Here is a 22,707-nt window from a genome sequence, read left to right as displayed (position 1 = left end):
CTATAAAAACCGCTCAGCGCCTGCTTGACGCCGTCGAACGCCGGGGGCCTGCCAGCACGCGCCAGGCCAGCACGCAGGCGGTGGCGCTCATCGCCAGGCCCAGCAGGGACAGCAGGACGATCAGCGTGCCGCGCAGCCAGGGCCTGGCCAGCAAGGGCGCGAAGTCGAAACTGTGCAGGCCGTTGTAGAGCAGGCGTTGCCAGCGTGTCGACTGGTCGGCGCGCAGCAGCAGTCTGGCCGAAGCGGCGTCGGCATACACCGTCACGCCATCCGGCCAACTGGCCCGCCATACCGGCAGCGGACGGCTGTGGGGGGTATTCGCCGTCGTTTCGCGGGCGTAGTACAGGTCGTCGTAATGTTCGAGACGCTGCAGCAGCGGCAACGCGGCGCTCTCCTGGCGACGCAGGCCCAGCAAGGTCGCCGTCAGTTCGGCTTCCGGCACGGCGGCCAGGGCGGTTGGAGCGGCGCTGTCGGCGCGCAGCAAGCGTTGCGCAGCTGCGCCGCCGTCGCTGCCGCTGCCACGCAGGCGATACCAGGCGTGGCCGTTCAGTTGCAGCAGATCGAGCTCGCGCACCTGCATGGGCGCCGCCAGGCGCAACGCCTCGGCCGGATCGAGTTGCGCGCTGGCGGCCGCACCGCCCCATGCCTGCCGCTCGGCCGGCGTGGCGCCGCGCGCGGTGAAGACGCCGAAGGGATTCATCGACAGCAGGCCGGAGAAAATCCAGGTGAGGCTGACGACGGCGGCCGCCAAGCCCAGGATATGGTGCCAGCGCAGCCAGAATTTTCGGTAGGGAATCCAGCGCGTGCGGTTCAGGTACAACTGCCAGATGCCCAGCGCCAGTCCGCTCGCCGCCAGCAATACGCCAGGCAGCGACAGGGCGACCACCACGTTGTGCCAGCTGTCCGGCCAGCGCCGCAGCTCGGTGAAATAAATCCAGTGCGGCACCGCGCCGAGCCAGTTCCAGATCCGTTCGGCGCGCCGCGTGTCGGCCACCACTTCGCCCGATCGCGGCGACACATACAGTTCCAGACCGTCGGCGCCGTCGAGCTCCACCCGCAGCAGGGGGCGGTAGCGGTTCAGGCCCTGCGGCACGGTCCATTGATCGCGTTGCAGCAGTTCGCTGCGCAGCGCGCGGCGGCCGCTGAAGCGCTCGGCCTCGGCGCGCGCCGCCGCCTCCGACAGGGGCGGCAGCGGCCGGCCGGTGGCGGCGTCGACGGCGATCCAGCGCGCCTCCGGGTTTTTTTCGGCCAGGCGCCAGACCGGCGCGCCGGCCAGCATGCCGAGCCGCGCGTCGCCGGCGGCCAGGCCGCTGCGCTGCGCGGCCTGCTGCGCCGTCAGGCAGCAGCCGGTGCCGGCGCGCAGCGGAGCCAGGGCGGCCAGGCGTTCGGCCTGGGTCAGGCTGGGGAAGGGCACGTAATATAACACGATGCCGCTGGCGAACCAGATCAGGAACAGCAGCGCCAGCGCCACGCCCAGCCATTTGTGCGCGAAGATCAGTGCCCGCTTCATGCCGCCGCTCCGCGCCGCATCAGAAGCTGCTGCGCGCCGTCAGTTGTGCCGTGCGCGGCGCGCCCATCAGCCAGCGCGCGCCGCCGCTGCCCGACAGCGCGTAGTCGCGGTCGGCCAGGTTCTTCAGCGCCAGCGTCAAGCTCAGGCTGGACGAGTACTGATAGCTCAACGCCGCATCGAACAGCGTGTAGGAGGGCAGGTTGCTGGTGTTGGCGGTATTGCTCTGGCGCAGACCGACATGGCGCGCGCCCAGCCCGGCCTGCCATTGCGGCAGGAAGCGGTAGCCGGTCCACAGGTTGGCGGTGCGTTGCGGCACGCCGCTCGGCGTGTTGCCGCCGCGCGAGACGGCCTTGCCGGCGACGACTTCGTTGAAGTCGTCGTAGCGCGCGCGCAGCAGGGCGAGGTTGGCGTCCACGGTCCAGCCGCGCAGCGGTTCGGCGGCGAAGGCCAGCTCGACGCCGGTCGACGATTGTTGGCCGATCTGCAGCGTGATGTTCGGATTGTCGGCGTCGCGCGAGAGGATGTTGCGCTTCTCGATTTTATACAGCGCCGCGCTCCACTCGCCGCGCATCGCCGGGATGCTGCCCTTGGCGCCGGCTTCGAGCTGGCGGCCCTTGGTCAGATCGTAGCTGGTGCTGCCGTTGGGCAGGGCCAAGGCGCCGCTCAGCGGGTCGGTGCCGGTGCCGTACTGGCCGTACAGCGACAGTTGCGGCGTGACGGCCCAGATGGCGCCGAGGCGGCCGGTGACCGGGCTGTAACTTTTCGTCAGCGCGACGCCGCTGCGCAGATCCTGGTTGTCGAAGTCCATGCTGTCGCGGCGCAGGCCGGCCACCAGTTTCCAGGACGGCGTCAGGTCGAGCACGTCCTCGGCGAACAGCGCGCCGGTTTGCAGCACGGCGCGGCGGCCTGGCAAGGTCGGCACCGGGCTGATGAAGCGGCCCGGCGCGAAGTCGAATGGATCGACCACGCTGCCGCCGCCGTAGGGCGCGTTGGAGCTGTGCAGCAGCTTGCTGCGATACCAGTCGAAGCCGGCGACGAAGCGGTTGGCCAGGCCGGCGACGTGGCCGTCGACGACGGCGTCGAAGCGGTTGCCGAGCTGTTCCTGGTCGTGCAGGATCTCCAGATAGTCGCCGCGATTGACCAGGGGGCCGGCGCCGTTGAAGGCGTAGGCTTCGGCGTTGCGCCAGTGGCGCTTGCTGGTCAGGTAATAGGTCTCGTTGCGCAGGCGCACGCCGGGCGCCGCCTGGTATTCGACCCGGGCGCGCCACATGCGGTCGTTGTAGACGGCCAGCGCGTCGTCGACGTTGAAGCTGGTGCGGCGCAGGCGTTCATCGAGCTGGCCGTTGCGCAGCGGCGTGCCGAAGTAGTGGGCGTCGTCGTTGTGGCCGGCGTCCAGCGACAGCGTGACATGCAGGTCGCGGTTCGGCCGCAGCGTGACGGCGGCCGACAGGTTTTGCCGTTTGTAGGCCATGTCGCGGCGGTAGCCGTCGCCTTGTTCGGCGTCCGCATAGACCGAGTAGGCCACCGTGTCGCTCAAGGGACCGCGCAGGCCGATGCCGCCCTGCACCGCGCCGTAGGAGCCGGCGCTGAGGAAGGCTTCGCCCTGGCGGCGGTCGAAGCGCGGCTGCTTGGTGACGTAATTGACGGCGGCGCCGATGGCGCCATCGCCGTACAGCACCGAGGCGGGGCCGCGCAGCACTTCGACCGCTTCCAGCGGCCAGCTCGAAAACGGATAGGTGATGGTGCCGGAGGCGACGATCAGGCGCGTGCCGTCGACCATCTGGGCGACCGAGTTGTGGCCGGCGAAACCGCGCGCGACCAGACTGGTGCCGCCGTTGCCGGGCGCCGGCGCCTCGCTCACGCCGGGCAGGCGCACGGCGGCGTCCTGGGCGCGGGTCAAGCTGCGTTCGGCCATGTCGGCGCTGCCCAGGGTGCTGACGCTGGCCGGCGTCTCGCGCGCGCTCAAGCCCAGGCGCGAGCCGGTGCCGTTGGCGGCGTCAAGGCCGAGCGTGGCGCCGCCGCTGCGGCTGGCGGTGACTTCGATGGTCGACAAGGTGGATTGGGTTTGGGTCTGGCCGTGGCCGGGCGGGCACACGGCGGCCGTAACCGCCGCCAGCGCGCTGGCGTGTAAGGTGAACTTCTTCATGCGGGGGAGGTCTTTCTGGACGGACGTAAAATTGTATCTAAGCCAAGTTGGCTATACATGCAAGTTTACTGCATCTGGACATGACTCAGAATGAAATTAATTTACGATGGCATGAAAAATATTCATGTATGGATGAGTGGCCGACAATGCCGAGGCGCATCGTTCATACACGCGCAGCGGCGCCACACTGCTTATCGTGGATTGATAAAGAAACCCGTGGAGGGCTTTGGGCTAATAATGGTAGCGACACGAAACTATTTCTAGCTCATCATCGTGAACTGCGTACACTAGCCTGTTTGTTTCATCAATGCGACGCGACCAAAATCCGTTCAGGTTTCCCTTCAAGGACTCCGGCTTTCCGATGCCTTCAAAGGGAGAGCGCTGTGCGTCTTTAATCAGTTGGTTGATGCGCTTTAAGATTTTTCTATCTTGTCCTTGCCAGTAGACGTAATCTTCCCAGCACTCATCCGTGAATTTCAGGTTCCGCATTTGGGGCTTTCTCAGCGTCGGTGGGTTCGATTAACTCCCGATGTCGCGCTTGGCCTGCGCGTGATTGCGCAATCGATCGAGCCAAGTGCGCCGCGTTTGCTGGCGAGCTGAGTAGGTGGACCGTTTCCATCAAACTGCTGTAGTGATCAAAGGACATAACGACTGCATCTGGCGCGTCTCGGCGCGAAATGACAGTAACATCTGCGTCCTCGACCACTTGGTCAATGACTGACCGGAGGCTGTTGCGAGCATCGGAAAAATTGATGATTCTCATTTTTCACTCCATCTAAATGATCCGTGTCGTTATCAGTGGGCGTTGGCAGGTTCGGTATCGATGGCCGGGGTACGCCACATGCATTGCGACTTATTGGTCAATTGTGGACTTGTTCCATAGCTTGTACAAGTAGTTTGTCGTGCGAACTCTTAGGCGGTGTTAATTGCAGGGGGAACAGTTGATCGCTGCCACCGTTGCCTTGCCGCTGGCAGATGCAGGTCGTCCAATTTTTCAAGCAGCGAGTCGAGCAAAATCTCAATGTGCTCGTCCTGTCCGTCAATATCGGAAATGAGGGCGTCGATTTTGAGCAGGTGTCTGCGTGAGCGGTACGGGCGTAAAAAAGCCCCTAAGCGTTTGATTTCTTAGGGGCTTCTAGGCAAACTTTGTTGAGGTTTGCAATGTACTTGGTGCCCGGAGCCGGAATCGAACCGGCACGCCCTTACAGGCGGGAGATTTTAAGTCTCCAGTGTCTACCAGTTTCACCATCCGGGCAGCGAGCGCGGATTTTAGCACACGAGTGGCCGACATCGCTAGCGGCGCGACCGCCCCATTCCACTATGCCGTTTGAGCATGTGCCGCGCGGTTTGGCCTCAGCGGTGGCATGATGCCCGACGGTGCCGTGCTAGTGCCGTGTCAGCGCGCCTGCCGGTATTTCTATCGCTGTCAACTTCCAGCGCCACAGACCGTCGCGCCGCAAAGTCAGGTCGCCCTCGTTGCCATTTGCGCTGGTCGCGTGGATGACAACTTTGCTCCAGCCTTTGTACGAGAGGGCATAGCCGGAACTGGACCGCGGCGTCGACGTTTCTCCGGCTGCGTGGCGGGCTTCCGTCGAGATCGCCGCATTGTTCCTCATGAGCAGTTCAACGCCGAAATGCAAAGGAGCGAGATGTTCGCCATGTCCTGATTGTTCAGGCTTTCCATTCGGGCCGGTCGACCTGCCGGGGGCGCGCGGTGCGGCGGCGTTCGGGCGGGTCGGACAACACGCGCACGATCACGCTGAAGGGGATGCCGCGACGCACCAGAAACGCGGAGGCAAAGGCGCGGTCATGGGCTTGTAACAGCGCCAGACCTTGCTCGACGACTTTCGACATTTCGTTGTTGGGCCGTGATGATTGATTGATTTCGTACATGATATCTCGCTTCTGAATCGGCGAAAGATAACATGTTTGATAATTGTCTGCACGTTTGGGCAATTATGCGGAGCAATTTTTGCGATGCCGCCGTCGTGCGCGAGGCGGCGAAATGCGGTCTATTTCGCCGCTGGCGAAGCCGGTGCGAGGGGGACGTCGAACCCTATTTTCGATTCGGTGGCGGCGCCGGCTTCAGCGACGCTGGCCTGCGGCGGGCGGGCCTGTCGGTGCGGCCGACGGTGCCGGTGAGGTGACCGTGGGAAGCGGCAGTGAGGGAGGCGCGAGCGGTCTGGACGTGGCGTAGTTGAACAACAATGCGATGATCGTGATGGCCAATGCCGACATGGCGATCGCTGTGCCCACCATCCACCTAATCAGTTCGTTAAAGCGCTCGTGCATCTCGGCTCCGAGTTCCGCGAACTTGGTGTCTACACGGGCGAATTTGACGTCCACTTCAGCAAATTTAGTGTCGACGTTGGCAAATTGAACGGAAATTTTGGCGTTCACTTCGGCAAACTGGGCGTTAATGACGGCAAACTGAGCATTAACTCCGGCAAATTGAGCATTAACTCCAGCAAACTGCGAGTTGATTTCGGAAAACTGAGCATCAACTCTGGCAAACTGCGCATCAACTCTGGCGAACTGAGCGTCAACTCCGATAAATTTGTCCTTAATCAGCGCTTCGAACGACACAAGCTTGTTATCGACGCGGGCATCTTGGGCGTCCAGTCGCGCATCAATATACTCTTTGTCGGAAGCGGCGTTCATTGCACCATCTTGAGCCGCTTGCCTGGCGGTGTCAATTGGATGGGTAAACGCGGTTTGCGCTGCGCCAAAGTCGTATTGCCATTCCATTCCACCAGTGGTCGCCGATGTCAGCGCCCGGCGCGCGCACCGGTTTTGCTGGCGCGCCGGCTGTCGAGCCAGTCGCGGCCGCCGGCTTCGAGCGCGGCGGCGATCACCGCCGGCGGCAGGCTGTAGACGGTGGCCCAGCTGGCGCGGCCGTCGGCGGTGTTGCCGGGAAAGCTGTCGGCCTCGATGGGCCAGTGGTATTTGCGCTTGAGGATCTTGACGATGGTGGACAGCGCGACGCGGCCCTGCAACGGCTCGGCGCCGGTCTGGTCCTGGTTGGACAGCAGGACGGCCAGCACGGTGCCGCGCGCGGTCAACGGGCCGGGGAAGGTGGGCGGTTTGTTTTGCATTGCCGCATTGTAGCCGCCCAGCGCGCCAGCTTGCCAGATTGACCAGCCCGGAGCGCCGATCAAATGCGATGCGCCTATGGCCCGCCGGCCAGATGGTGTAGCATGCTGTTCGGCGATTTGGCAGGCGCACAGCCGCGCCGCCGCGCCGGTATTGGAAGGAATAACAGTATGCAAATCAAAATTAACGACGTCCTGCGCGCCTACATCGATCCGCTGACCGAGGCCGAGTACTCGGCGCTGGAGCGCAGCATCCTGGTCGAGGGCTGCCGCGACGCGCTGGTGTTGTGGCAGGACGTGCTGGTCGACGGCCACAACCGTTATCAAATCTGCCAGCAGCACGGTATTCCGTTCAAGGTGACGGAGAACACCAGCTTCAAGAGCTTGGAGGACGTCAAGCTGTGGATGATCGATAACCACCTGGGTCGGCGCAGCGTGTCGGACTTCCAGCGCGGCGTGCTGGCGCTGCGCAAGAAGGACATCATGGCCGCCAAGTCGGCCGAGCTGGCCGCGCTGGCGCTGGCCGAGGACGCCGCCGTGGCGCCGCCGGACGACGGCGAGAGCGTCGCGCGGCCGGCCGCCATGCCGCTCAGTTCGCGCGAGGACATCGCCCGCGCCGCCCGGCTGAGCAGCAACACTATCAGCCAGATCGAGAAGATCCAGAAGACCGCCGCGCCCGAGCTGGTCGAGGCGGTTCGCTCCGGCACGATTTCGATCAACGCGGCGGCCACCGTTGCCTCGCTGCCGGAGGCCGAGCAGGTGGCCGCCGTGGCCGGCGGCAAGAAGCTGTTGCAGCAGGCCGCCAAGGAGGTGCGCGAGCTGCGCGCCGCCTCGCGCACGCCGCGCGAGCCGAAGGAGGGCGAGGAGCCGCTGAGCGAGGCCGACCAGCTGCGCGCCGAGATCGTCACCCTCAAGGCGCGCAACGCGACGCTGAAGGCGGAGAACGCGGCGCTGCAGGAGCGCATCTCCGCCCTGGTCGACGCTTCCTAAGCGCGAGGCGGCCATGTCGACGCTGCGCCCCTGCTTGGCCATGATGTGCGCGGCGCCGTTTGGTGCCGCCGTCGCCGCGCCGCTGCCGCTGGCGCAGTTGCAGCCGGCGCCCGGCGGCGGCGCTGCGGCGGGCGCCGGCAATGCCGCGACCGCCGTCGACAGCGCCACCGTCCACAGTGAAGCCGCCGCCCAAGCCGGCGCCCTGCCTGCGGTCAACGCGGCCGAGGCGGCGCGCTGGCGCGCCCAGGCGCGCCGCGTCACCATCCGGCGCGACAAATGGGGCATCCCCCACGTCCACGGCAAGCGCGACGCCGACGCCGTTTTCGGCCTGATGTACGCCCAGGCCGAGGACGATTTCAAACGGGTCGAACTGAACTACATCAACGCCATGGGCCGCTTGGCCGAGGTGCAGGGCGAGGCCGAGTTGTACCGCGACCTGCGCATGAAGTTGTTCATCACCCCGGCCCAGCTCAAGGCGCAGTACGCCGCCAGCCCGGCCTGGCTGAAGAAGCTGATGACGGCCTTCGCCGACGGCCTCAATTTTTACCTGGCCACGCACCCACAGGTCAAGCCGCAACTGATCGCGCGCTTCGAGCCGTGGATGGCGCTCAGCTTCAGCGAGGGCAGCATCGGCGGCGACATCGAGTCGGTCAACCTGCAGCAGCTGGAGCAGTTGTACGGCCGCCGCGCGCCGCTGGCCGGGCCGACACAGGCGCTGGCCGGGCCGACACAGGCGCTGGCCCAGCTGCGTGGCAGCGATCTGGACGAGGAACCACGCGGCTCGAACGGCTTCGCCATCGCGCCGGCGCTGACGCGCAACGGCCACGCGCTGTTGCTGATCAATCCGCACACCTCGTTCTACTTCCGGCCCGAGGTGCAGGTCAGCAGCGGCGAGGGTTTGAACGCTTACGGCGCCGTGACCTGGGGCCAGTTCTTCGTCTACCAGGGATTCAACGAGCGGATCGGCTGGATGCACACCTCCGGCGGCGGCGACGTGATCGACGAGTATGCCGAAACCGTGGTCGAGCGCGACGGCCGCTTCTTCTATCGCTACGGCGCCGGCGAGCGGGCGTTGAAGGCGGTGGACATCGCGCTGCCCTACAAGAGCGCGGGCGGCATGGCCAGCAAGACGGTGACGGTGTACTACAGCCACCACGGCCCCATCGTGCGCGAGGCGGACGGCAAGTGGCTCGCCGTGCGGCTGATGAATGAACCGCGCAGGGCCTTGACGCAGTCCTTCATCCGCACCAAGGCGCGCAACTACGCCGCCTTCCACAAGGCGATGGAGCTGCGCACCAACTCGTCCAACAACACCGTCTACGCCGACGCGGACGGCAACATCGCCTACTTCCATGGCAATTTCATCCCGGTGCGCGACACCCGTTTCGATTGGCGCAACCCGGTCGACGGCAGCGATCCGGCCACCGAGTGGCGCGGCCTGCACGCGGTCAAGGACACCATCACCTTGTTCAATCCGCCCAACGGCTGGATCCAGAACACCAACAACTGGCCGTTTTCGGCGGCCGGCAAGTACAGCCCGCGCGCGCAGGACTACCCGGCCTACATGTCGATGAACCCGGAGAACCCGCGCGGCATCCACGCCGTGCGCGTGCTGCGAGAGCGGCGGGACTTCACCATCGACAGCCTGATCGCCAGCGCCTACGACAGCGCGCTGCCGGCCTTCGAGCCGCTGCTGCCCAAGCTGTTCGCGGCCTGGGACGCGCTGGGCGAGGATGATCCGCTCAAGCCGGCCTTGGCGGCGCAGGTGGCCGCGCTGCGCGGTTGGGACACGCGCTACGCGCTCGACTCGGTGCCGACCTCGTTGGCGATCTTCTGGGCGCAGGACATGGCGGCCAGCTTCGGCCCGTCGGCCAAGAGCGCCAAGATGCTGGTGCTCGACTACATGGAGACGCGTTTGACGGCGCGGGAGCGCCTGCTGGCGCTGCGGCGGGCGTCGGACAAGTTGGTGGCCGACTTCGGCCAATGGCAAACGCCGTGGGGCGAGATCAACCGCTTCCAACGTTTGACCGGCGACGTGGTGCAGCCCTTCGACGACGCCAAGCCGAGTTTGCCGGTGGCCTTTGCCTCGGCCAACTGGGGTTCGCTGGCGGCCTACGGCATGACCACGCCGGCCAGGACCAAGCGCATCTACGGCGAGCGGGGGAATAGTTTTGTGGCGGCGGTGGAGTTCGGCCCGCGCTTGAGGGCGCGCAGTATTCTGGCCGGCGGGCAGAGCGGCGATCCCGCCTCGCCGCATTTCGCCGACCAGGCGGAGATGTACGCGCGCGGCGAGTTCAAGGAGGTGCTGTTCTATCCGGAGGATGTCGAGCGCAACCTGGAGCGCAAGTATCATCCGGGGCAGTAACAACGGGCCTCAAGGCGCCGGGGATGCCGGCAAACCCCAGCGGCGAAGAGCCAGGGTCGGACCCGCTGGGTCCGACCCTAGATTCTGCCGGTGGGGTTTGTCGGCGGACTAGCAAACCGTATGGCCGCCCTTAAATCGCGGCCAGGGCGTTGGCCAGGTCCTGGCGCAGGTCGTCGATATGCTCGATGCCGACCGACAGGCGGATCAAGCCGTCGCCGATGCCCAGCTTGGCGCGCTGCTCGGCCGGGATGCTGGCGTGGGTCATCAGCGCCGGATGTTCGATCAGGCTTTCGACGCCGCCCAGGCTCTCGGCCAGGGCGAACACCTCGCAACGTTCGAGGAAGCGGCGGGCGCCGGCCAGGTCGGTGTTCAGGTCGATCGAGATGATGCCGCCGAAACCGTCCATCTGGCGCCGCGCCAGCTCGTGCTGCGGGTGCGAGCTCAGGCCGGGATAGTAGACCTTCCTCACCAGCGCCTGCGCTTCGAGCCAGCGGGCCAGTTCCAGCGCGCTGGCGCAGTGGCGCTCCATGCGGATGGCCAAGGTCTTCACGCCGCGCAGCGCCAGGAAGCTGTCGAACGGGCCGGCGATGGCGCCCACCGAGTTCTGCAAAAAGCCCAGCTGCTCGCGCCAGGCCTGCTGGCGCGCCTCGCCGCCGACGATGGCGATGCCGCCGATGATGTCGGAGTGGCCGTTCAAATACTTGGTGGTCGAGTGCACCACGATGTCGAAGCCGTGCTCCAGCGGGCGCTGCACCAGCGGGCTGGCGAAGGTGTTGTCGGCCACGGCGATGATGCCGTGCCGGCGGCAGATCTCGGCGATGGCGCGCAGGTCGGCCAGCTTGAGCATCGGGTTGGTCGGCGTCTCCACCCACACCATGCGCGTCTCCGGGCGGATCGCCGCCAGCAGGTTGGCCGGATTGGTCAGGTCGACGTAGGTGAAGTCGTGGCCGGCGCTGCGCCGGCGCACCCGTTCGAACAGGCGGTAGGTGCCGCCGTACATGTCGTCGCCGGCGATGATGTGCGAGCCGGCGTCGGCCAGCTCCAGCACGGTCGAGATGGCGGCCAGGCCGGAGGCGAAGGCGTAGCCTTCGGCGCCGCCTTCCAGGTCGGCGACGCAGCGCTCCAGCGCCCAGCGGGTCGGGTTGTGCGAGCGGCCGTAGTCGAGGCCCTTGTGCACGCCGGGGCTTTGCTGGACGAAGGTCGAGGTGGCGTAGATCGGCGGCATGATGGCGCCGGTGCTGGGATCGGGCGACTGGCCGGCGTGGATGACGCGGGTGGCCAGATGGCGCGGCTTGCTGGTGTCGTTTGGATGGCTCAAGATTTTGTCCTGCGAAGGTGGTTGAGGAGGTCGAAGCGGGTGATCAAACCGTAGAAGACGTTGTCGTCGGCGACCACGGCGGTCAGGCCGCGGTCGAGCGTGCTGCGCAGCGCCTGCAGGCTGGCGCCCGGGTGCAGCGTTTCGAGCCGGCTGGTCATGGTGCTGCCGACCAGGCTGGAGAACTGCACGGCATGGTCGTCGAGCTTGAGCAGCAGGTCGGACTCGTCGACGATGCCGACCAGGCGGCCGCCGTCGAGCACCGGCAGTTGCGCCAGGTCGCTGCTGCGCATGCGGTTGAAGGCGGTCAGCAGGGTGTCGGAGGGCGCCACGCTGACCACGTCGCCGGCGTCGTGGCGGCGGCCGATCAGGTCGCGCAGGTCGCCGCTGGCGGTGCGCTGGATCAGGCCCTGGTCGTGCATCCAGCCGTCGTTGTAGACCTTCGACAGGTAGCGCGTGCCGGTGTCGCAAACGAAGGTGACGACGCGCTTGGGGCTGGTCTGGGCGCGGCAGTATTTGAGCGCGGCGGCCAGCAGCGTGCCGGTCGACGAGCCGCCCAGGATGCCTTCGGCGAGCAGCAATTGGCGCGCGTTGTCGAAGCTCTCCTGGTCGCTGATGGTGTAGGCCTGGCGCACGCCGCTGGTGTCGGCGATGGCCGGGATGAAGTCCTCGCCGATGCCCTCGACGGCCCAGGAACCGCTGGTGTCGTTGACCTTGCCGGTGTCGATGTACTCGGCCAGGATGGAGCCCTGGGGGTCGGCCAGGACGAATTCGAGCTTGGGCTGGACCCGGCTGAAGTAGCGCGTCAGGCCGCTCAAGGTGCCGCCCGAGCCGACGCCGACGACGATGGTGTCGACGTTGTGGCCGCTCTGCTGCCAGATCTCCGGGCCGGTGCTGGTCTCGTGGGCCAACGGGTTGGCCGGGTTGTTGAACTGGTCGGCGAAGAAGGCGCCGGGGGTTTCGCGCGCCAGGCGGGCGGCGTAGTCCTGGTAGTACTCGGGGTGGCCCTTGGCGACGTCGGAGCGGGTGGTGCGCACCTCGGCGCCGAGCGCCTTCAGGTGCAGCACCTTCTCGGTCGACATCTTGTCGGGCACGACCAGCAGCACGCGGTAACCTTTGATGCGGCCGACCAGGGCCAGGCCCAGGCCGGTGTTGCCGGCGGTCGCCTCGATGATGGTGCCGCCCGGCTTGAGCCGGCCGTCGGCCTCGGCCGCCTCGATGATGGAGCGGCCGATGCGGTCCTTGATCGAGCCGCCGGGGTTCTGCGATTCCAGCTTGAGGAAGAGCTGGCAGGGGCCGGTGTCGAGGCGGGTCACCTGGACCAGCGGGGTGTTGCCGATCAGGTCGAATAATGCGGGTTGCGCTGCGCTGTCCATAATTTCTCCGGGCTGGGAAGAGGCAGGGGGCGGATTGTGTCCGGCCGTGCTTTTTTCCTGAAAAGGAGCGGATGTTAGGCCGGCTTATTCATGCTTGGAAGGAATGTTTTCGTGCTAGCTTATGCGATAAATTGTGATTTCCGCTTTGCTGCGCGAAAAGCAAGTATGCGCTTTTTGCCGCACGGGCGGTTTATAATCCGCGCTCGCGAATGGCGCCCGGCGGCGCCGCGCTCAACGCTTCATGAATTCACAGGGCAGAAGGCAGCAGTGGCAAAACTTTATTTCCGATATTCTGCGATGAACGCAGGCAAATCCACCGCGATGTTGCAGGTGGCGCACAACTACGAGGAACAGGGCCAGCGCGTGCGCCTGTTCACCGCCGCCATTGACGACCGCTACGGCGTCGGCCAGGTGACCTCGCGGCTGGGGCCGAGCCGCCAAGTCGAGGTGTTCGACGCCGACACCGACTTCCTGCGCGAGGTCGACGAGAAGATCGCCTGCCTGCTGATCGACGAGGCGCAGTTCCTCAGCACCGCCCAGGTGCAGCAGTTGCACCAGCTGGCCCAGGTGGGCGGCGTGCCGGTGATCAGCTACGGCCTGCGCACCGACTTCCGTGGCCAGCCTTTCGCCGGTTCGGCCTACCTGCTGGCGCTGGCCGACGACATCGAGGAACTGAAAAACATCTGCAGCTGCGGCAAGAAGGCGACCATGAACATCCGCGTCGACCAGCACGGCAAGCGTCTGAAGGAAGGCGAGCAGATCAGCATCGGCGGCAACGAGAGCTACCGCCAGGCCTGCGGCCGCTGCTTCTACGCCGAGTAGGCCCGAGGCTGAGGCGGCGCGGCGCGGCGCGGCGCGGGCGCCTCAGGCTGCGACGGCGTGGCGCGGCAGGACGACGCGGAAGGCGGCGCCCTTGCCCGGCTCGCTGCGCACCTCGATGCGGCCGCCGTGGGTCTTGACGATGCCATAGGCCATCGACAGGCCCAGCCCGGTGCCGCAGCCGACCGGCTTGGTGGTGAAGAAGGGGTCGAAGACGCGGGCCAGGTGCTCCGGCCGGATGCCGGCGCCGTTGTCCTCGATCTCGATCCAGACCTGGCCCTCGTCGCGGCCGGTGCGCAGGGTGATGCGGCCGTGTTCGCCGGCGGCGTCGGCGGCGTTGCGCAACAGGTTGAGGAAGACCTGGTTGAGGCGCGAGGGCCGGCACTCGACGGCGGGGATGGCGGCGTACTCGCGGCGCAGCTCGCCCTTGAACTTGAGCTGGCCGCCGACCAGGTTGACGGCGCTGTCCAGGCCGTCCTCCAGGTTGGCCCATTGCAGCTCGGTCTCGTCGACCAGGGCGAAGTCGCGCAGGTCCTGGACGATGCGTTTGACGCGGCGCAGGCCGTCGAGCGACTCGCCGAGCAGGCTGGCGATGTCGCCGCGCAGGTAGGGCAGGTCGATGCGCCGTTTCAGTTCGACCAGGGCGGCCCGGCTGGTCTCGCTGAGCTCGCCCTCGACCGCCTCATAGGCGGCCAGCGTTTCGAGCAGGTCGGTGACGTAGGCGCGCAGCGTGCCCAGGTTGGCGTTGACGAAGCCGACCGGGTTGTTGATCTCGTGGGCCATGCCGGCGGCCAGCTGGCCGACCGAGGCCAGCTTCTCCGACTGCAGCAGCTGGCCGTGCATCTGGGCCAGCTGGTCGCTCAATTGCTGCTGGCGGACCTGTTCCTGTTCGAGCGTGGCGTGGGCCAGGCTGAGCTGGCGGCGGTCGGCCTGGAACAGCTCGACGGCGCGGGCCATCTCGCCGATCTCATCGCCCCCCAACACGGCCACGGCCAGCGCCGGCGCCGTCTCGCCGGCCTCGGCCGGGTCGCGCCGGCGCAGGCCGTCGCTGACCAGTTGCAGGCGCGACAGCACGTGGCGGCCGAGGAAGTGGTAGCTGGCCAGCCAGGCCAGCAGCAGGCTGGCCGCCAGCAGCGCGGCGACCCAGCGCTGGTGGCGCAGCGAGTCCTGGCGCAGCGTCAGGGCGGCGTCGCGGAAGTCCTGGGTGTGGCGCTCGGATTGCAGCTGGGCCGCCGCCGCCATCGCGGCGGCGTGGTGGCGCAGCTGGTCCTGGAAGGGCAGCACCTGCCGCGCGGCGGCCGGCGCCGCCTGGCCGGGCGCGGCGGCGCCTTGCAGCTCGGCCTCGCGCAGCTGGGCCACCACGTTGGCGCTGTTGCGGAACAGCTGGCCGGCCTGGCGCAGGTCGAGGATGGCGCCCTCGTCGCCGCTGGCGGCCAGGCGGTCGGCCAGCTGGTCGAACGATTGCAGGTGGGCGACGATGCCGGCGTAGCGGGCGCGCACCGCCTCGGCGTTGGCGGCGCCGGCCAGCAGGTCGGACTCGCGCTCGATCAGCAGGCTGCGGCGCACCAGGTCCTGGGCGTCCTGCATGCGCACCAGGCGCTCCTCGGCCAGGCGGTCGGTGGCGGCGCTGCCGGCGCGCAGGGCGTAGACGGCGGTGACGCCGCCGGCCAGGATCAGCAGGGTCAGGCCGGCGACGACTAGGCTGAACTGGTGCCGCAGCGAGCGCGGCAGCAGACGCAGCCAGCCGGCGCCGGCGCTCAGCGTTTCCATATGCGGCGGTAGATGTCGCGGTAGCCGTTGTCCGGGTCGTAGCGCAGGCGGGCGCCGCCGTCGAAGGCGATGTTGTCGGGCGTGACCAGGTGCACCGGCACGATGTAGCCGGAGACCGGCTGGTGCGCCAGCAGCCGGTTCAACTCGTCGACCAGCTGCCAGCCGTGCAGGTTGAGCGGCTCGGCCGCGGTGCCGACCTGGAAGATGCCGGCCTGGATGCGCTGCAACGCGGCGGCGCTGCCGTCGCCGGCCGACAGCATGCGCAGGCTGGCGCTGCTGCGGCCGGCCTTGGTCAGTTCCTGCGCGGCATAGTCGAAGTACAGGTCGTTGATGGCCAGCGCGTGGCTCCAGGCGGCGCCGTGGCGCGCCAGCAGCGCGCGCGTGACGGCCGGCATGCGCGCCGCGCTGTGCGACAGGGCGACGTCCTCGACGCCGAGCAGGCGGCACTGGCGGCAGGCGCGGATCACCTCGGCCATCGCCGCCGCCTTGGCGCTGGCGATGGTGTAATTGCTGTCGGTGAAGATGACCACGCCGGCCCGTCCGGCCGACTGCACCACCGCCGCCATCGCGGTGATCCGCGCCACGTCGAGCGGGTCGCTGGAGACGTTCATCGCCAGCGCGCCGTCGGCCTGCGGGCCGGCCCGCGGGCCGACATGCCAGCCGACCATCGGCACGCCACGGCGCGCCAGCGGCGCCAGCAGCGGCGCCGCCTGGCCGGCGTCGACGCCGACCAGCAGCAGGCCGGCGGGACGCGCCGCCAGCGCCGCCGCCAACGCGTCGGCGCGGCCGGCGGCGCTGCCGGCGGCGTCGTAGACCTTGCTGCTCCAGCCGATCGCGGCGGCGGCCTCCTTGACGCCCTGCACGACGCCGAGCACGCCGCCGTTGCGCAGGTCCTCGCTGACGATGGCGATGGCGGCGCCGGGCTGGGCCGGCGGGCCGGACTGCGGTCCGCTCCAGGGGGCGCCGTGGGCGCCGGCGCGCTCGACCAACTGGCGCATGCGCGCCAATGCGCCGCCTCGTCGTCGGCCGTGGCGGCCGGGGTGGCCACGGCCGCCGGCACGGTTGAATGGGCCGTGCCGGCGCCAAGCAGGGTGAGCAGGAGTGGCGCGCAGATCCGGAGGACGGGAGGGAGCATAGGTCGGGCCAAAGGCGAACGCAGTGCCGGCCATGCTAGCAGGTGTTGGCAGGCCGATCAACATTATCAGTCGGCCGCCGCCGCGCCCGCTCGCGAGGCGCGCGCGCCGGGGCGATTTGGCGCCGCGCGATGCTATGATGCCGCAGGACTTATTCGCTTAATTCGGGCTATTCGCACGGGACGCATGGACATCTATTCGCCACACAATCGGGACGACCTGGCGGCGCTGCGCCGGGCGGTGCGCCTGCTGAACACGCCGTCGCTGACGGTCAAGCTGGCCGAGCTGGTCGGCGCGCCGCTGGAATGGGGGCTGGCCAAGCTGTCGGCCACGCTGCGCGGCAAGATCAACCAGGGCGTCAACTCGGCGCTGCACAAGGCCGCCGACGCGGCGCTGTGGAGCATGGCCGACCGGCCGCACGCCGCCGCCTCGCCGCGCCTGCACAAGCTGGGCGCGGCCGCCAGCGGCGCGCTGGGCGGCTTTTTCGGTTTTTCGGCGCTGCTGGTCGAGCTGCCGCTGTCGACCACTATCATGATGCGAGCCGTGGCCGACGTGGCGCGCGCCGAGGGTTTTTCATTGTCCAGCCTGGAGGTCAAGATCGAGTGCGTCCAGGTGTTCGCGCTGGGCGGCAACGCCGGGCCGGAGGTGGCCGGCGACGCCGGCTACTACGCCGCGCGCACGGCGCTCAACCGCATGCTCAACCTGACCGCCGCCGAGTTGGCGGCGATCGCGGCGGAGAAGGGCGCGGCCGGCTTCGGCGCGCGCGAGGGCGCGGCCCTGCTGGCGCGCGCCATCGACGCGGTGGCCGCCCGCTTCGGCGTGGTGATCACCGAGAAGATGGCGGCGCAGATCGTGCCGGTGCTCGGCGCGCTGGCCGGCGCCACCGTCAACACCCTGTTCACCGACTACTACCAGGACATGGCCGGCGGCCACTTCACGCTGCGCCGGCTGGAGCTGCGCTACGGCGAGGCCGACATCGTCGACGCCTACAACCGCGAACTGGCCGGCCTGGCGCCGGCGGGCTAGTTCAGCGCCAGGCGGCGCGGCTGTTCCAGACGCGCCACGGCGCCGCGCTCGGCGCCGTGCGGGTCGAGTTGGAACAGGCGCACCACCTGGGCCAGCCCGGCGGCCTGGCCCTGCAGCGCCTCGGCGGCGGCGGCCGCCTCCTCGACCAGCGCGGCGTTCTGCTGGGTCACCTGGTCCATCTGGGCGATGGCCTGGTTGGCCTGCTCGATGCCGCTGCGCTGTTCCTCGCTGGCGCTGCTGATCTCGCCGACCATGGCGCTGACGCGGCCGACGCTGGCGACCACCTCGCGCATGGTGGCGCCGGCGCGCTCGACCTGGACGCTGCCGGCGTCGACCTTGCCGACCGAGTCGACGATCAATTCCTTGATCTCCTTGGCGGCGGCGGCCGAGCGCTGCGCCAGGTTGCGCACTTCGCTGGCGACGACGGCGAAGCCACGGCCCTGCTCGCCGGCGCGCGCCGCCTCGACCGCCGCGTTCAGCGCCAGGATGTTGGTCTGGAAGGCGATGGTGTCGATCACGCCGATGATGTCGACCACCTTCTTCGAGGCGCTGTGGATCGAGTCCATCGTGCCGACCACCAGGGCGACCGCGTCGCCACCCTTGGCGGCGACGCCGGCGGCGGCCAGCGCCAGTTGGCTGGCCTGCCGCGCGTGCTCGGCGTTCTGCCGCACGGTCGAGCTGAGCTCCTGCATCGAGGCGGCGGTTTCCTCCAGGCTGGCGGCCTGCTGCTCGGTGCGCGCCGACAGGTCGGCGTTGCCGTCGCTGATCTCGGCCGAGGCGCTGGCGATCTGCTCGGCGCCGTGGCGCACCTGGCCGACCACGGCGGCCAACCTGCCGCTGATGCCGTTCATGGCCTGCAGCAGGCGGCCGATCTCGTCGTCGCTGTCGACCCGCAGCGCCACCGTCAGGTCGCCGGCGGCGATGCGGCCGGCGGCCGCCTCGGCGCGCGCCAGCGGGCGCGAGACGTTGCGCCGCACCAGCAGGTACAGGGCGGCGGCGAACAGCAGCAGGGCGAGCAGGCCGAACAGGCTGGCGCGGTTGCGCAGCGTCGCCGCGTCGTGGGTGATCTCGTCGGTGTAGCTGCCGCCGGCGACGACCCAGTTCCACGGCTTGAAGTGGCTGTACACCACCATCTTCTCGCGCGCGCCGCCGCCGTCCTGTTGGTTCCACTGGTAGCGCATGCTGCCGTTTTTGCTGCTCAGCATGTCCTGGATGAAGGCGCGGCCGTCGCTGCCGCGGGTGGCCAGCAGGTTGCCGCCTTCCTGGCTCGGATGCACCAGCAGCTTGCCGTAGTCCTTGCCGGGCGTGGCGTCGAGCACGTAGACGTAGCCGCTCTGGCCGATCTTGATCTGCTTGATCTTGTCCTTCAACATGGCCAGGTTCTGGCTGATGTCGAGGCCGATGAACAGCACGCCGATGACGCGGCCGCCGGCGTCCTTGATCGGGTCGTACTGGGTGATGAAGGGCTTGCCGAACAGCGTGGCCAGGCCGACGTAGCGGGCGCCGCCGCGCAGCGGGGCGTAGCTGGCGTGGCCGTGGTCGAGCTGGGTGCCGACGGCGCGCTCGCCGTTTTCCTTCTTCAGCGAGGTGCTGATGCGGACGAACTCGGCGCCGTCGGCGGCGAACACGGTGGCCACCGCGCCGGTCTGGGCGGTGAAGCGGTCGGCGATGCTGAAGTCCATGTTGATGACGCGGCCGCCGCTGCTGAGCGCCGGCGCCGGCTTGCCGGTGACGTCGACCGGGTGCGCGGCGTCGAGCGTGAAGGGGCCGTCGAACTGGCCGGCGAACAGGCGGGCGAAGCTGCCGGCGTCGCTGATCATGGTGTGGTTGAACACCTCCAGCGTGTTGTTGACGCCGGCCAGGGCGCTGGCGACGTTGTCCTCGGCGCGCTGCTCGAGCATGCGCGCGGTGGTGGCGCTGATCAACAGCAGCAGGGCGCACAGGATGGCGCTGACCAGGCCGAAGGTGAAGATGGTGATCTTGCTGCCGACACCCCAGCTGCGGGGTTGGAAAATGGATGCGTGCATAGTTCTCTTACAAAGGTCGCGGCGCGGCGGCGCCACGGCGGGCGAGTTACGGGAACCTCGAGGAATGTCGCCGGGCGCGTAGCGCGAATGGCAATCCAGCCGCGCCGCGGGGCGCGCTGGGTCCCGCCGAGGCGGGCATGGTGTCGCTGTCGAGGTCGACTATTTGAGCCGTGTCCCGCAAGGCGGAACGGTGGGCTGAACGGCGGCCCGGGTGATACGCGCGGTGGCGTTTCGGAGGGCGTGGATGAATCAAGACGGGCATCATATCATATTTCCATAAAGAAACAAGTAGTGTTTAAAAGAAATATGAATGAATACAATGACTTGGCGACAAGCTTGTCGCCGGACGCCGCGCCGCCGCACCCTTCAGCCGCCCTTAAGCATTCGCAGGGAAACTGTGCTTCCCCGGGGTGCGCCGCTGCTGCTATCCTGTAGAATAAAGCGCAGCCGTAACACCCCCAAATACGCTGGCGGCGGCCGACCGGAATGGTCGGCGCGGCCGGCAAGTCGACAATCTACGTTCGGAGTAAGCCGATGAAGAAGCAAATGTTGTTGGTCACGCTGGCGCTGTCCCTGTCAGCGCAGGCTGGCGCGGCGCTGCCGGAAAAAGTGGCAGAGACCCCCTTGAAACCATTGGCTCAACAAACCCAGGCGGCGATCTGGGCCTCGCGCTTCCTGTCGCGCTACCACTACAAGGCGGTGCCGCTGGACGATGCCATGTCGGAGAAGATCTTCGACCGCTACTTCAAATCGCTCGACGGCGAGCGCCTGTTCTTCGTCCAGGCCGACCTCGACCAGTTCGGCGCGGCCCGTGGCCGTCTCGACGACGCCATCAACAACGAGAACCTCAGCGTTCCCTTCGCCATCTACAACCTGTACCAGCAGCGCTTCAACGAGCGCTTCGGCTACGCCCGCGAGCTGCTCAAGGGCAAGTTCGACTTCACCGTCGACGAGAGTTACCAGTATGACCGCGAAAAAGCCGAGTGGCCCAAGTCCGAGGCCGAGGCGCGCGAGCTGTGGCGCAAGCGCATCAAGAACGACTGGCTGCGCCTGAAGCTGGCCGGCAAGGAGGACAAGGCGATCCGCGACACGCTCGACAAGCGTTACGAGAACTATATGAGCCGTTCGCGCAAGCTCAACAATGAAGACGTGTTCCAGATCTTCATGAACGCCTACACCATGTCGATCGAGCCGCACACCAACTACCTGGGGCCGCGCGCCTCGGAGAACTTCGACATCGCCATGCGCCTGTCGCTCGAAGGCATCGGCTGCGTGCTGCAGACGCGCGACGAGTACACCGTGGTGCGCGAAGTGGTGCCGGGCAGTCCGGCCGGCCTGTCGGGCAAGCTCAAGGTGGGCGACCGCATCGTCGCCGTCGGCCAGGGCGACTCGGGCGCGCTGACCGAGGTGCTGGGTTGGCGCATCGACGACGTGGTGGCGCAGATCCGCGGCGCCAAGGACTCCACCGTGCGGCTCGACGTGCTGCCGGCCGAGGCCGGCGTCGACGGCAAGCACACCATGGTCGCGCTGGTGCGCAAGAAGATCAGCATGGAGGAGCAGTCGGCCAAGAAATCCATCCTCGAGGTGCGCGACGGCACGGCCAAACGCCGCGTCGGGGTGATCTCGCTGCCGACCTTCTACCAGGACTTCGAGGCGCGCCGCAAGGGCGAGCGCGACTTCAAGAGCGCCACGCGCGACGTCGCCCGCCTGCTCGGCGAGCTGAAGAAGGAAAAAGTCGACAACGTGCTGATCGACCTGCGCAACAACGGCGGCGGCTCGCTCAGCGAGGCGGTCGAGTTGACCGGCCTGTTCATCGACAAGGGCCCGGTGGTGCAGCAACGCAGCGCCGAAGGCAAGGTCGAGATCGAAAGCGACAACAACGCCGGTCTGGCCTGGGACGGTCCGGTCGGCGTGCTGATCAACCGTGGCTCGGCCTCCGCCTCGGAGATCTTCGCGGCGGCGATCCAGGACTACGGTCGCGGCCTGATCATCGGCGAGGCCAGCTTCGGCAAGGGCACCGTGCAGACCCTGGTCAACCTGGACCGCTTCGCGCCCAACGAGAAGGCGCCGCGCCTGGGCGAGCTGAAGATGACCATCGCCCAGTTCTTCCGCATCAACGGCGGCACCACCCAGCTGCGCGGCGTGACGCCCGACATCAAGCTGCCGGCCATGGCCGACGGCGACAGCTTCGGCGAGTCCAGCTACGACAACGCGCTGCCGTGGACCTCGATCAAGCCGGCCGTCTACATCCCGGCCGGCGAGCTCAAGGAGATCGTGCCGATGCTCGACAAGCGCCACGAGGCGCGCGTGGCCAAGGACAAGGACTTCCAGTACCTGCAGGAGGACATCGCCCTGGCCAAGAAGCTGCGCAAGGAAAACCTGATCTCGCTCAACGAGACGGTGCGCCGCAAGGAGCGCGACACCCAAGAGGCCCGCGCCAAGCTGCGCGAGGCGCGCCTGCTGGCCAGCGCGGTGCCGAGCGGCGACGATCCGGTGAAGATCGCCGATCCGAAGGAAGCCCTGAACCACGCCGTCAGCGCCAAGCCGGCCAGCGGCAAGGTGGCGGCGCGGGTGGCGGCGGTCAAGGGCGCGGCGCGCACCGACGACGGCCTGCAGGCCGACGAGCGCGGCCTGGCCGCCGAGCTGGACGCGGAAAAAGCCGCCAAGAACGCCAAGGACGTGCTGCTCAACGAAGCGGTGCACATCCTGGCCGACGAGGTGGGCCTGCTGAAGACCGATACCCGGCTCGCCTCGCGCGTGCTGCCGTACGCGGCCGACGTCGGCAAGTAATTCAGAGGGCGATGAAAAACCCACGGGCGCAGAGCTGGGGTCGGACCCGCCGGGTCCGACCCCGGATTTACGCCGCTGGTTTTTCTCATCTTGGCGGCGCCATGGCTTGCAATTGCTAAGTTATTCAGGAAGTTGATTTCCATCATCACCAAGATAAATTGGCTGAATATACTTCCATGCAGCATCATTGCCCTGTCTCCTCTATTCCCCTCCAAGGAAATAGATTTAGCCCGCTCCCGTAGCGGGCTTTTTTTTGGTTCATCGCGGTTTGCCGGGGAAGGCATCCTTGATTTTGAGGAAGAAGTATGCGGAGTCCCGGAAACCGTAAGCCATCCGCTTGATGACTTT

18 protein-coding genes and 1 tRNA gene are annotated in these 22,707 nt (G+C 67.5%); 6 read left to right on the top strand and 13 right to left on the bottom strand.

The features are described from left to right. Positions 1–13: 13 nt before the first annotated feature. From H7U20_RS13285 to H7U20_RS13250, 8 genes are all read right to left on the bottom strand, one after another. Positions 14–1,510: a PepSY domain-containing protein gene (locus tag H7U20_RS13285; protein ID WP_199759630.1), complete on the bottom strand. Its 1,497-nt coding sequence runs from the start codon at positions 1,508–1,510 to the stop codon at positions 14–16. Between the two features lie 19 nt (positions 1,511–1,529). Beyond that, a complete protein-coding gene (locus H7U20_RS13280) occupies positions 1,530–3,656 on the bottom strand; it encodes a TonB-dependent receptor (protein WP_199759629.1) in 2,127 nt (708 codons plus the stop codon). Positions 3,657–3,887: 231 nt separating this feature from the next. Continuing rightward, positions 3,888–4,145, bottom strand: coding sequence for a Txe/YoeB family addiction module toxin (locus tag H7U20_RS13275; RefSeq protein ID WP_199759628.1), 258 nt, complete (start codon positions 4,143–4,145; stop codon positions 3,888–3,890). After that, positions 4,120–4,419 (bottom strand): type II toxin-antitoxin system Phd/YefM family antitoxin, encoded by a 300-nt coding sequence (locus H7U20_RS13270; protein WP_199759627.1) that lies wholly within the window; start codon positions 4,417–4,419, stop codon positions 4,120–4,122. Before H7U20_RS13270 ends, H7U20_RS13275 begins: the two co-directional genes overlap by 26 nt. Before the next feature lie 405 nt (positions 4,420–4,824). Then, positions 4,825–4,911 (bottom strand) — tRNA-Leu (locus tag H7U20_RS13265). A 416-nt stretch (positions 4,912–5,327) separates the two neighbouring features. Next, positions 5,328–5,549 (bottom strand): hypothetical protein, encoded by a 222-nt coding sequence (locus H7U20_RS13260; protein ID WP_199759626.1) that lies wholly within the window; start codon positions 5,547–5,549, stop codon positions 5,328–5,330. Between the two features lie 192 nt (positions 5,550–5,741). Then, on the bottom strand, positions 5,742–6,404 hold the full coding sequence (locus tag H7U20_RS13255) for a hypothetical protein (RefSeq protein ID WP_199759625.1): 663 nt from the start codon (positions 6,402–6,404) through the stop codon (positions 5,742–5,744). A gap of 20 nt (positions 6,405–6,424) precedes the next feature. After that, positions 6,425–6,751 carry a hypothetical protein gene (locus H7U20_RS13250; protein WP_199759624.1) on the bottom strand — a complete coding sequence of 109 codons (327 nt, stop codon included), beginning with the start codon at positions 6,749–6,751 and terminating at the stop codon, positions 6,425–6,427. 168 nt (positions 6,752–6,919) lie between these two features. Between H7U20_RS13250 and H7U20_RS13245 the strand changes: the two genes are divergently transcribed. Both H7U20_RS13245 and H7U20_RS13240 read left to right on the top strand, forming a co-directional pair. Further along, positions 6,920–7,738: a ParB N-terminal domain-containing protein gene (locus H7U20_RS13245; RefSeq protein ID WP_199759623.1), complete on the top strand. Its 819-nt coding sequence runs from the start codon at positions 6,920–6,922 to the stop codon at positions 7,736–7,738. 13 nt (positions 7,739–7,751) lie between these two features. Further along, positions 7,752–10,103, top strand: coding sequence for a penicillin acylase family protein (locus H7U20_RS13240; RefSeq protein WP_233410738.1), 2,352 nt, complete (start codon positions 7,752–7,754; stop codon positions 10,101–10,103). A 130-nt stretch (positions 10,104–10,233) separates the two neighbouring features. Here the strand turns inward: H7U20_RS13240 and H7U20_RS13235 are convergent, their stop codons facing one another. Both H7U20_RS13235 and H7U20_RS13230 read right to left on the bottom strand, forming a co-directional pair. Further along, a complete protein-coding gene (locus tag H7U20_RS13235) occupies positions 10,234–11,421 on the bottom strand; it encodes a trans-sulfuration enzyme family protein (RefSeq protein ID WP_199759622.1) in 1,188 nt (395 codons plus the stop codon). Next, on the bottom strand, positions 11,418–12,794 hold the full coding sequence (locus H7U20_RS13230) for a pyridoxal-phosphate dependent enzyme (RefSeq protein ID WP_199759621.1): 1,377 nt from the start codon (positions 12,792–12,794) through the stop codon (positions 11,418–11,420). Before H7U20_RS13230 ends, H7U20_RS13235 begins: the two co-directional genes overlap by 4 nt. Positions 12,795–13,061: 267 nt before the next feature. Here H7U20_RS13230 and H7U20_RS13225 point away from each other — a divergent pair, with 267 nt between their 5' ends. Beyond that, on the top strand, positions 13,062–13,616 hold the full coding sequence (locus H7U20_RS13225; RefSeq protein WP_199759620.1) for a thymidine kinase: 555 nt from the start codon (positions 13,062–13,064) through the stop codon (positions 13,614–13,616). Positions 13,617–13,658: 42 nt separating this feature from the next. On the opposite strand, the gene H7U20_RS13220 is transcribed toward H7U20_RS13225, so the two are convergent. Together H7U20_RS13220 and H7U20_RS13215 are read right to left on the bottom strand one after the other, a co-directional pair. Next, positions 13,659–15,383, bottom strand: a complete 1,725-nt coding sequence (locus H7U20_RS13220) for an ATP-binding protein (protein WP_199759619.1) — start codon at positions 15,381–15,383, stop codon at positions 13,659–13,661. Then, on the bottom strand, positions 15,371–16,381 hold the full coding sequence (locus H7U20_RS13215; RefSeq protein ID WP_199759739.1) for a substrate-binding domain-containing protein: 1,011 nt from the start codon (positions 16,379–16,381) through the stop codon (positions 15,371–15,373). The genes H7U20_RS13220 and H7U20_RS13215 overlap by 13 nt, the downstream gene beginning before the upstream one ends. Before the next feature lie 321 nt (positions 16,382–16,702). On the opposite strand from H7U20_RS13215, the gene H7U20_RS13210 reads away from it, so the two are divergent. Continuing rightward, positions 16,703–17,542 (top strand): EcsC family protein, encoded by an 840-nt coding sequence (locus tag H7U20_RS13210; RefSeq protein WP_199759618.1) that lies wholly within the window; start codon positions 16,703–16,705, stop codon positions 17,540–17,542. Here H7U20_RS13210 and H7U20_RS13205 read toward each other — a convergent pair. Continuing rightward, on the bottom strand, positions 17,539–19,569 hold the full coding sequence (locus H7U20_RS13205) for a methyl-accepting chemotaxis protein (RefSeq protein ID WP_199759617.1): 2,031 nt from the start codon (positions 19,567–19,569) through the stop codon (positions 17,539–17,541). The genes H7U20_RS13210 and H7U20_RS13205 overlap by 4 nt on opposite strands. Positions 19,570–20,103: 534 nt before the next feature. Between H7U20_RS13205 and H7U20_RS13200 the strand changes: the two genes are divergently transcribed. Both H7U20_RS13200 and H7U20_RS30275 read left to right on the top strand, forming a co-directional pair. Next, entirely contained in the window at positions 20,104–22,359 is a 2,256-nt protein-coding gene (locus H7U20_RS13200; RefSeq protein WP_199759616.1) for a carboxy terminal-processing peptidase, read from the top strand. Between the two features lie 132 nt (positions 22,360–22,491). Then, on the top strand, positions 22,492–22,707 hold a 216-nt coding region (locus tag H7U20_RS30275), incomplete at its 3' end, for a hypothetical protein (protein WP_233410755.1).

It is taken from the genome of Rugamonas violacea, from assembly GCF_016461825.1.
GTDB lineage: Bacteria > Pseudomonadota > Gammaproteobacteria > Burkholderiales > Burkholderiaceae_D > Rugamonas.
Note: the sequence above shows the minus strand (reverse complement) of the source record. Positions and strands in the feature narration are given on the sequence as shown.

Bases quoted from the DNA above. Each gene is read 5' to 3' on its own strand.
- H7U20_RS13245 (WP_199759623.1), top strand. From the start codon at position 6,920: ATGCAAATCAAAATTAACGACGTCCTGCGCGCCTACATCGATCCGCTG.
- H7U20_RS13280 (WP_199759629.1), bottom strand. From the start codon at position 3,656: ATGAAGAAGTTCACCTTACACGCCAGCGCGCTGGCGGCGGTTACGGCC.
- H7U20_RS13285 (WP_199759630.1), bottom strand. From the start codon at position 1,510: ATGAAGCGGGCACTGATCTTCGCGCACAAATGGCTGGGCGTGGCGCTG.
- H7U20_RS13200 (WP_199759616.1), top strand. From the start codon at position 20,104: ATGAAGAAGCAAATGTTGTTGGTCACGCTGGCGCTGTCCCTGTCAGCG.
- H7U20_RS13230 (WP_199759621.1), bottom strand. From the start codon at position 12,794: ATGGACAGCGCAGCGCAACCCGCATTATTCGACCTGATCGGCAACACC.
- H7U20_RS13250 (WP_199759624.1), bottom strand. From the start codon at position 6,751: ATGCAAAACAAACCGCCCACCTTCCCCGGCCCGTTGACCGCGCGCGGC.
- H7U20_RS13215 (WP_199759739.1), bottom strand. From the start codon at position 16,381: ATGCGCCAGTTGGTCGAGCGCGCCGGCGCCCACGGCGCCCCCTGGAGC.
- H7U20_RS13220 (WP_199759619.1), bottom strand. From the start codon at position 15,383: ATGGAAACGCTGAGCGCCGGCGCCGGCTGGCTGCGTCTGCTGCCGCGC.
- H7U20_RS13275 (WP_199759628.1), bottom strand. From the start codon at position 4,145: ATGCGGAACCTGAAATTCACGGATGAGTGCTGGGAAGATTACGTCTAC.
- H7U20_RS13205 (WP_199759617.1), bottom strand. From the start codon at position 19,569: ATGCACGCATCCATTTTCCAACCCCGCAGCTGGGGTGTCGGCAGCAAG.
- H7U20_RS13255 (WP_199759625.1), bottom strand. From the start codon at position 6,404: ATGGAATGGCAATACGACTTTGGCGCAGCGCAAACCGCGTTTACCCAT.
- H7U20_RS13260 (WP_199759626.1), bottom strand. From the start codon at position 5,549: ATGTACGAAATCAATCAATCATCACGGCCCAACAACGAAATGTCGAAA.
- H7U20_RS13210 (WP_199759618.1), top strand. From the start codon at position 16,703: ATGGACATCTATTCGCCACACAATCGGGACGACCTGGCGGCGCTGCGC.
- H7U20_RS13240 (WP_233410738.1), top strand. From the start codon at position 7,752: ATGTCGACGCTGCGCCCCTGCTTGGCCATGATGTGCGCGGCGCCGTTT.
- H7U20_RS13270 (WP_199759627.1), bottom strand. From the start codon at position 4,419: ATGAGAATCATCAATTTTTCCGATGCTCGCAACAGCCTCCGGTCAGTC.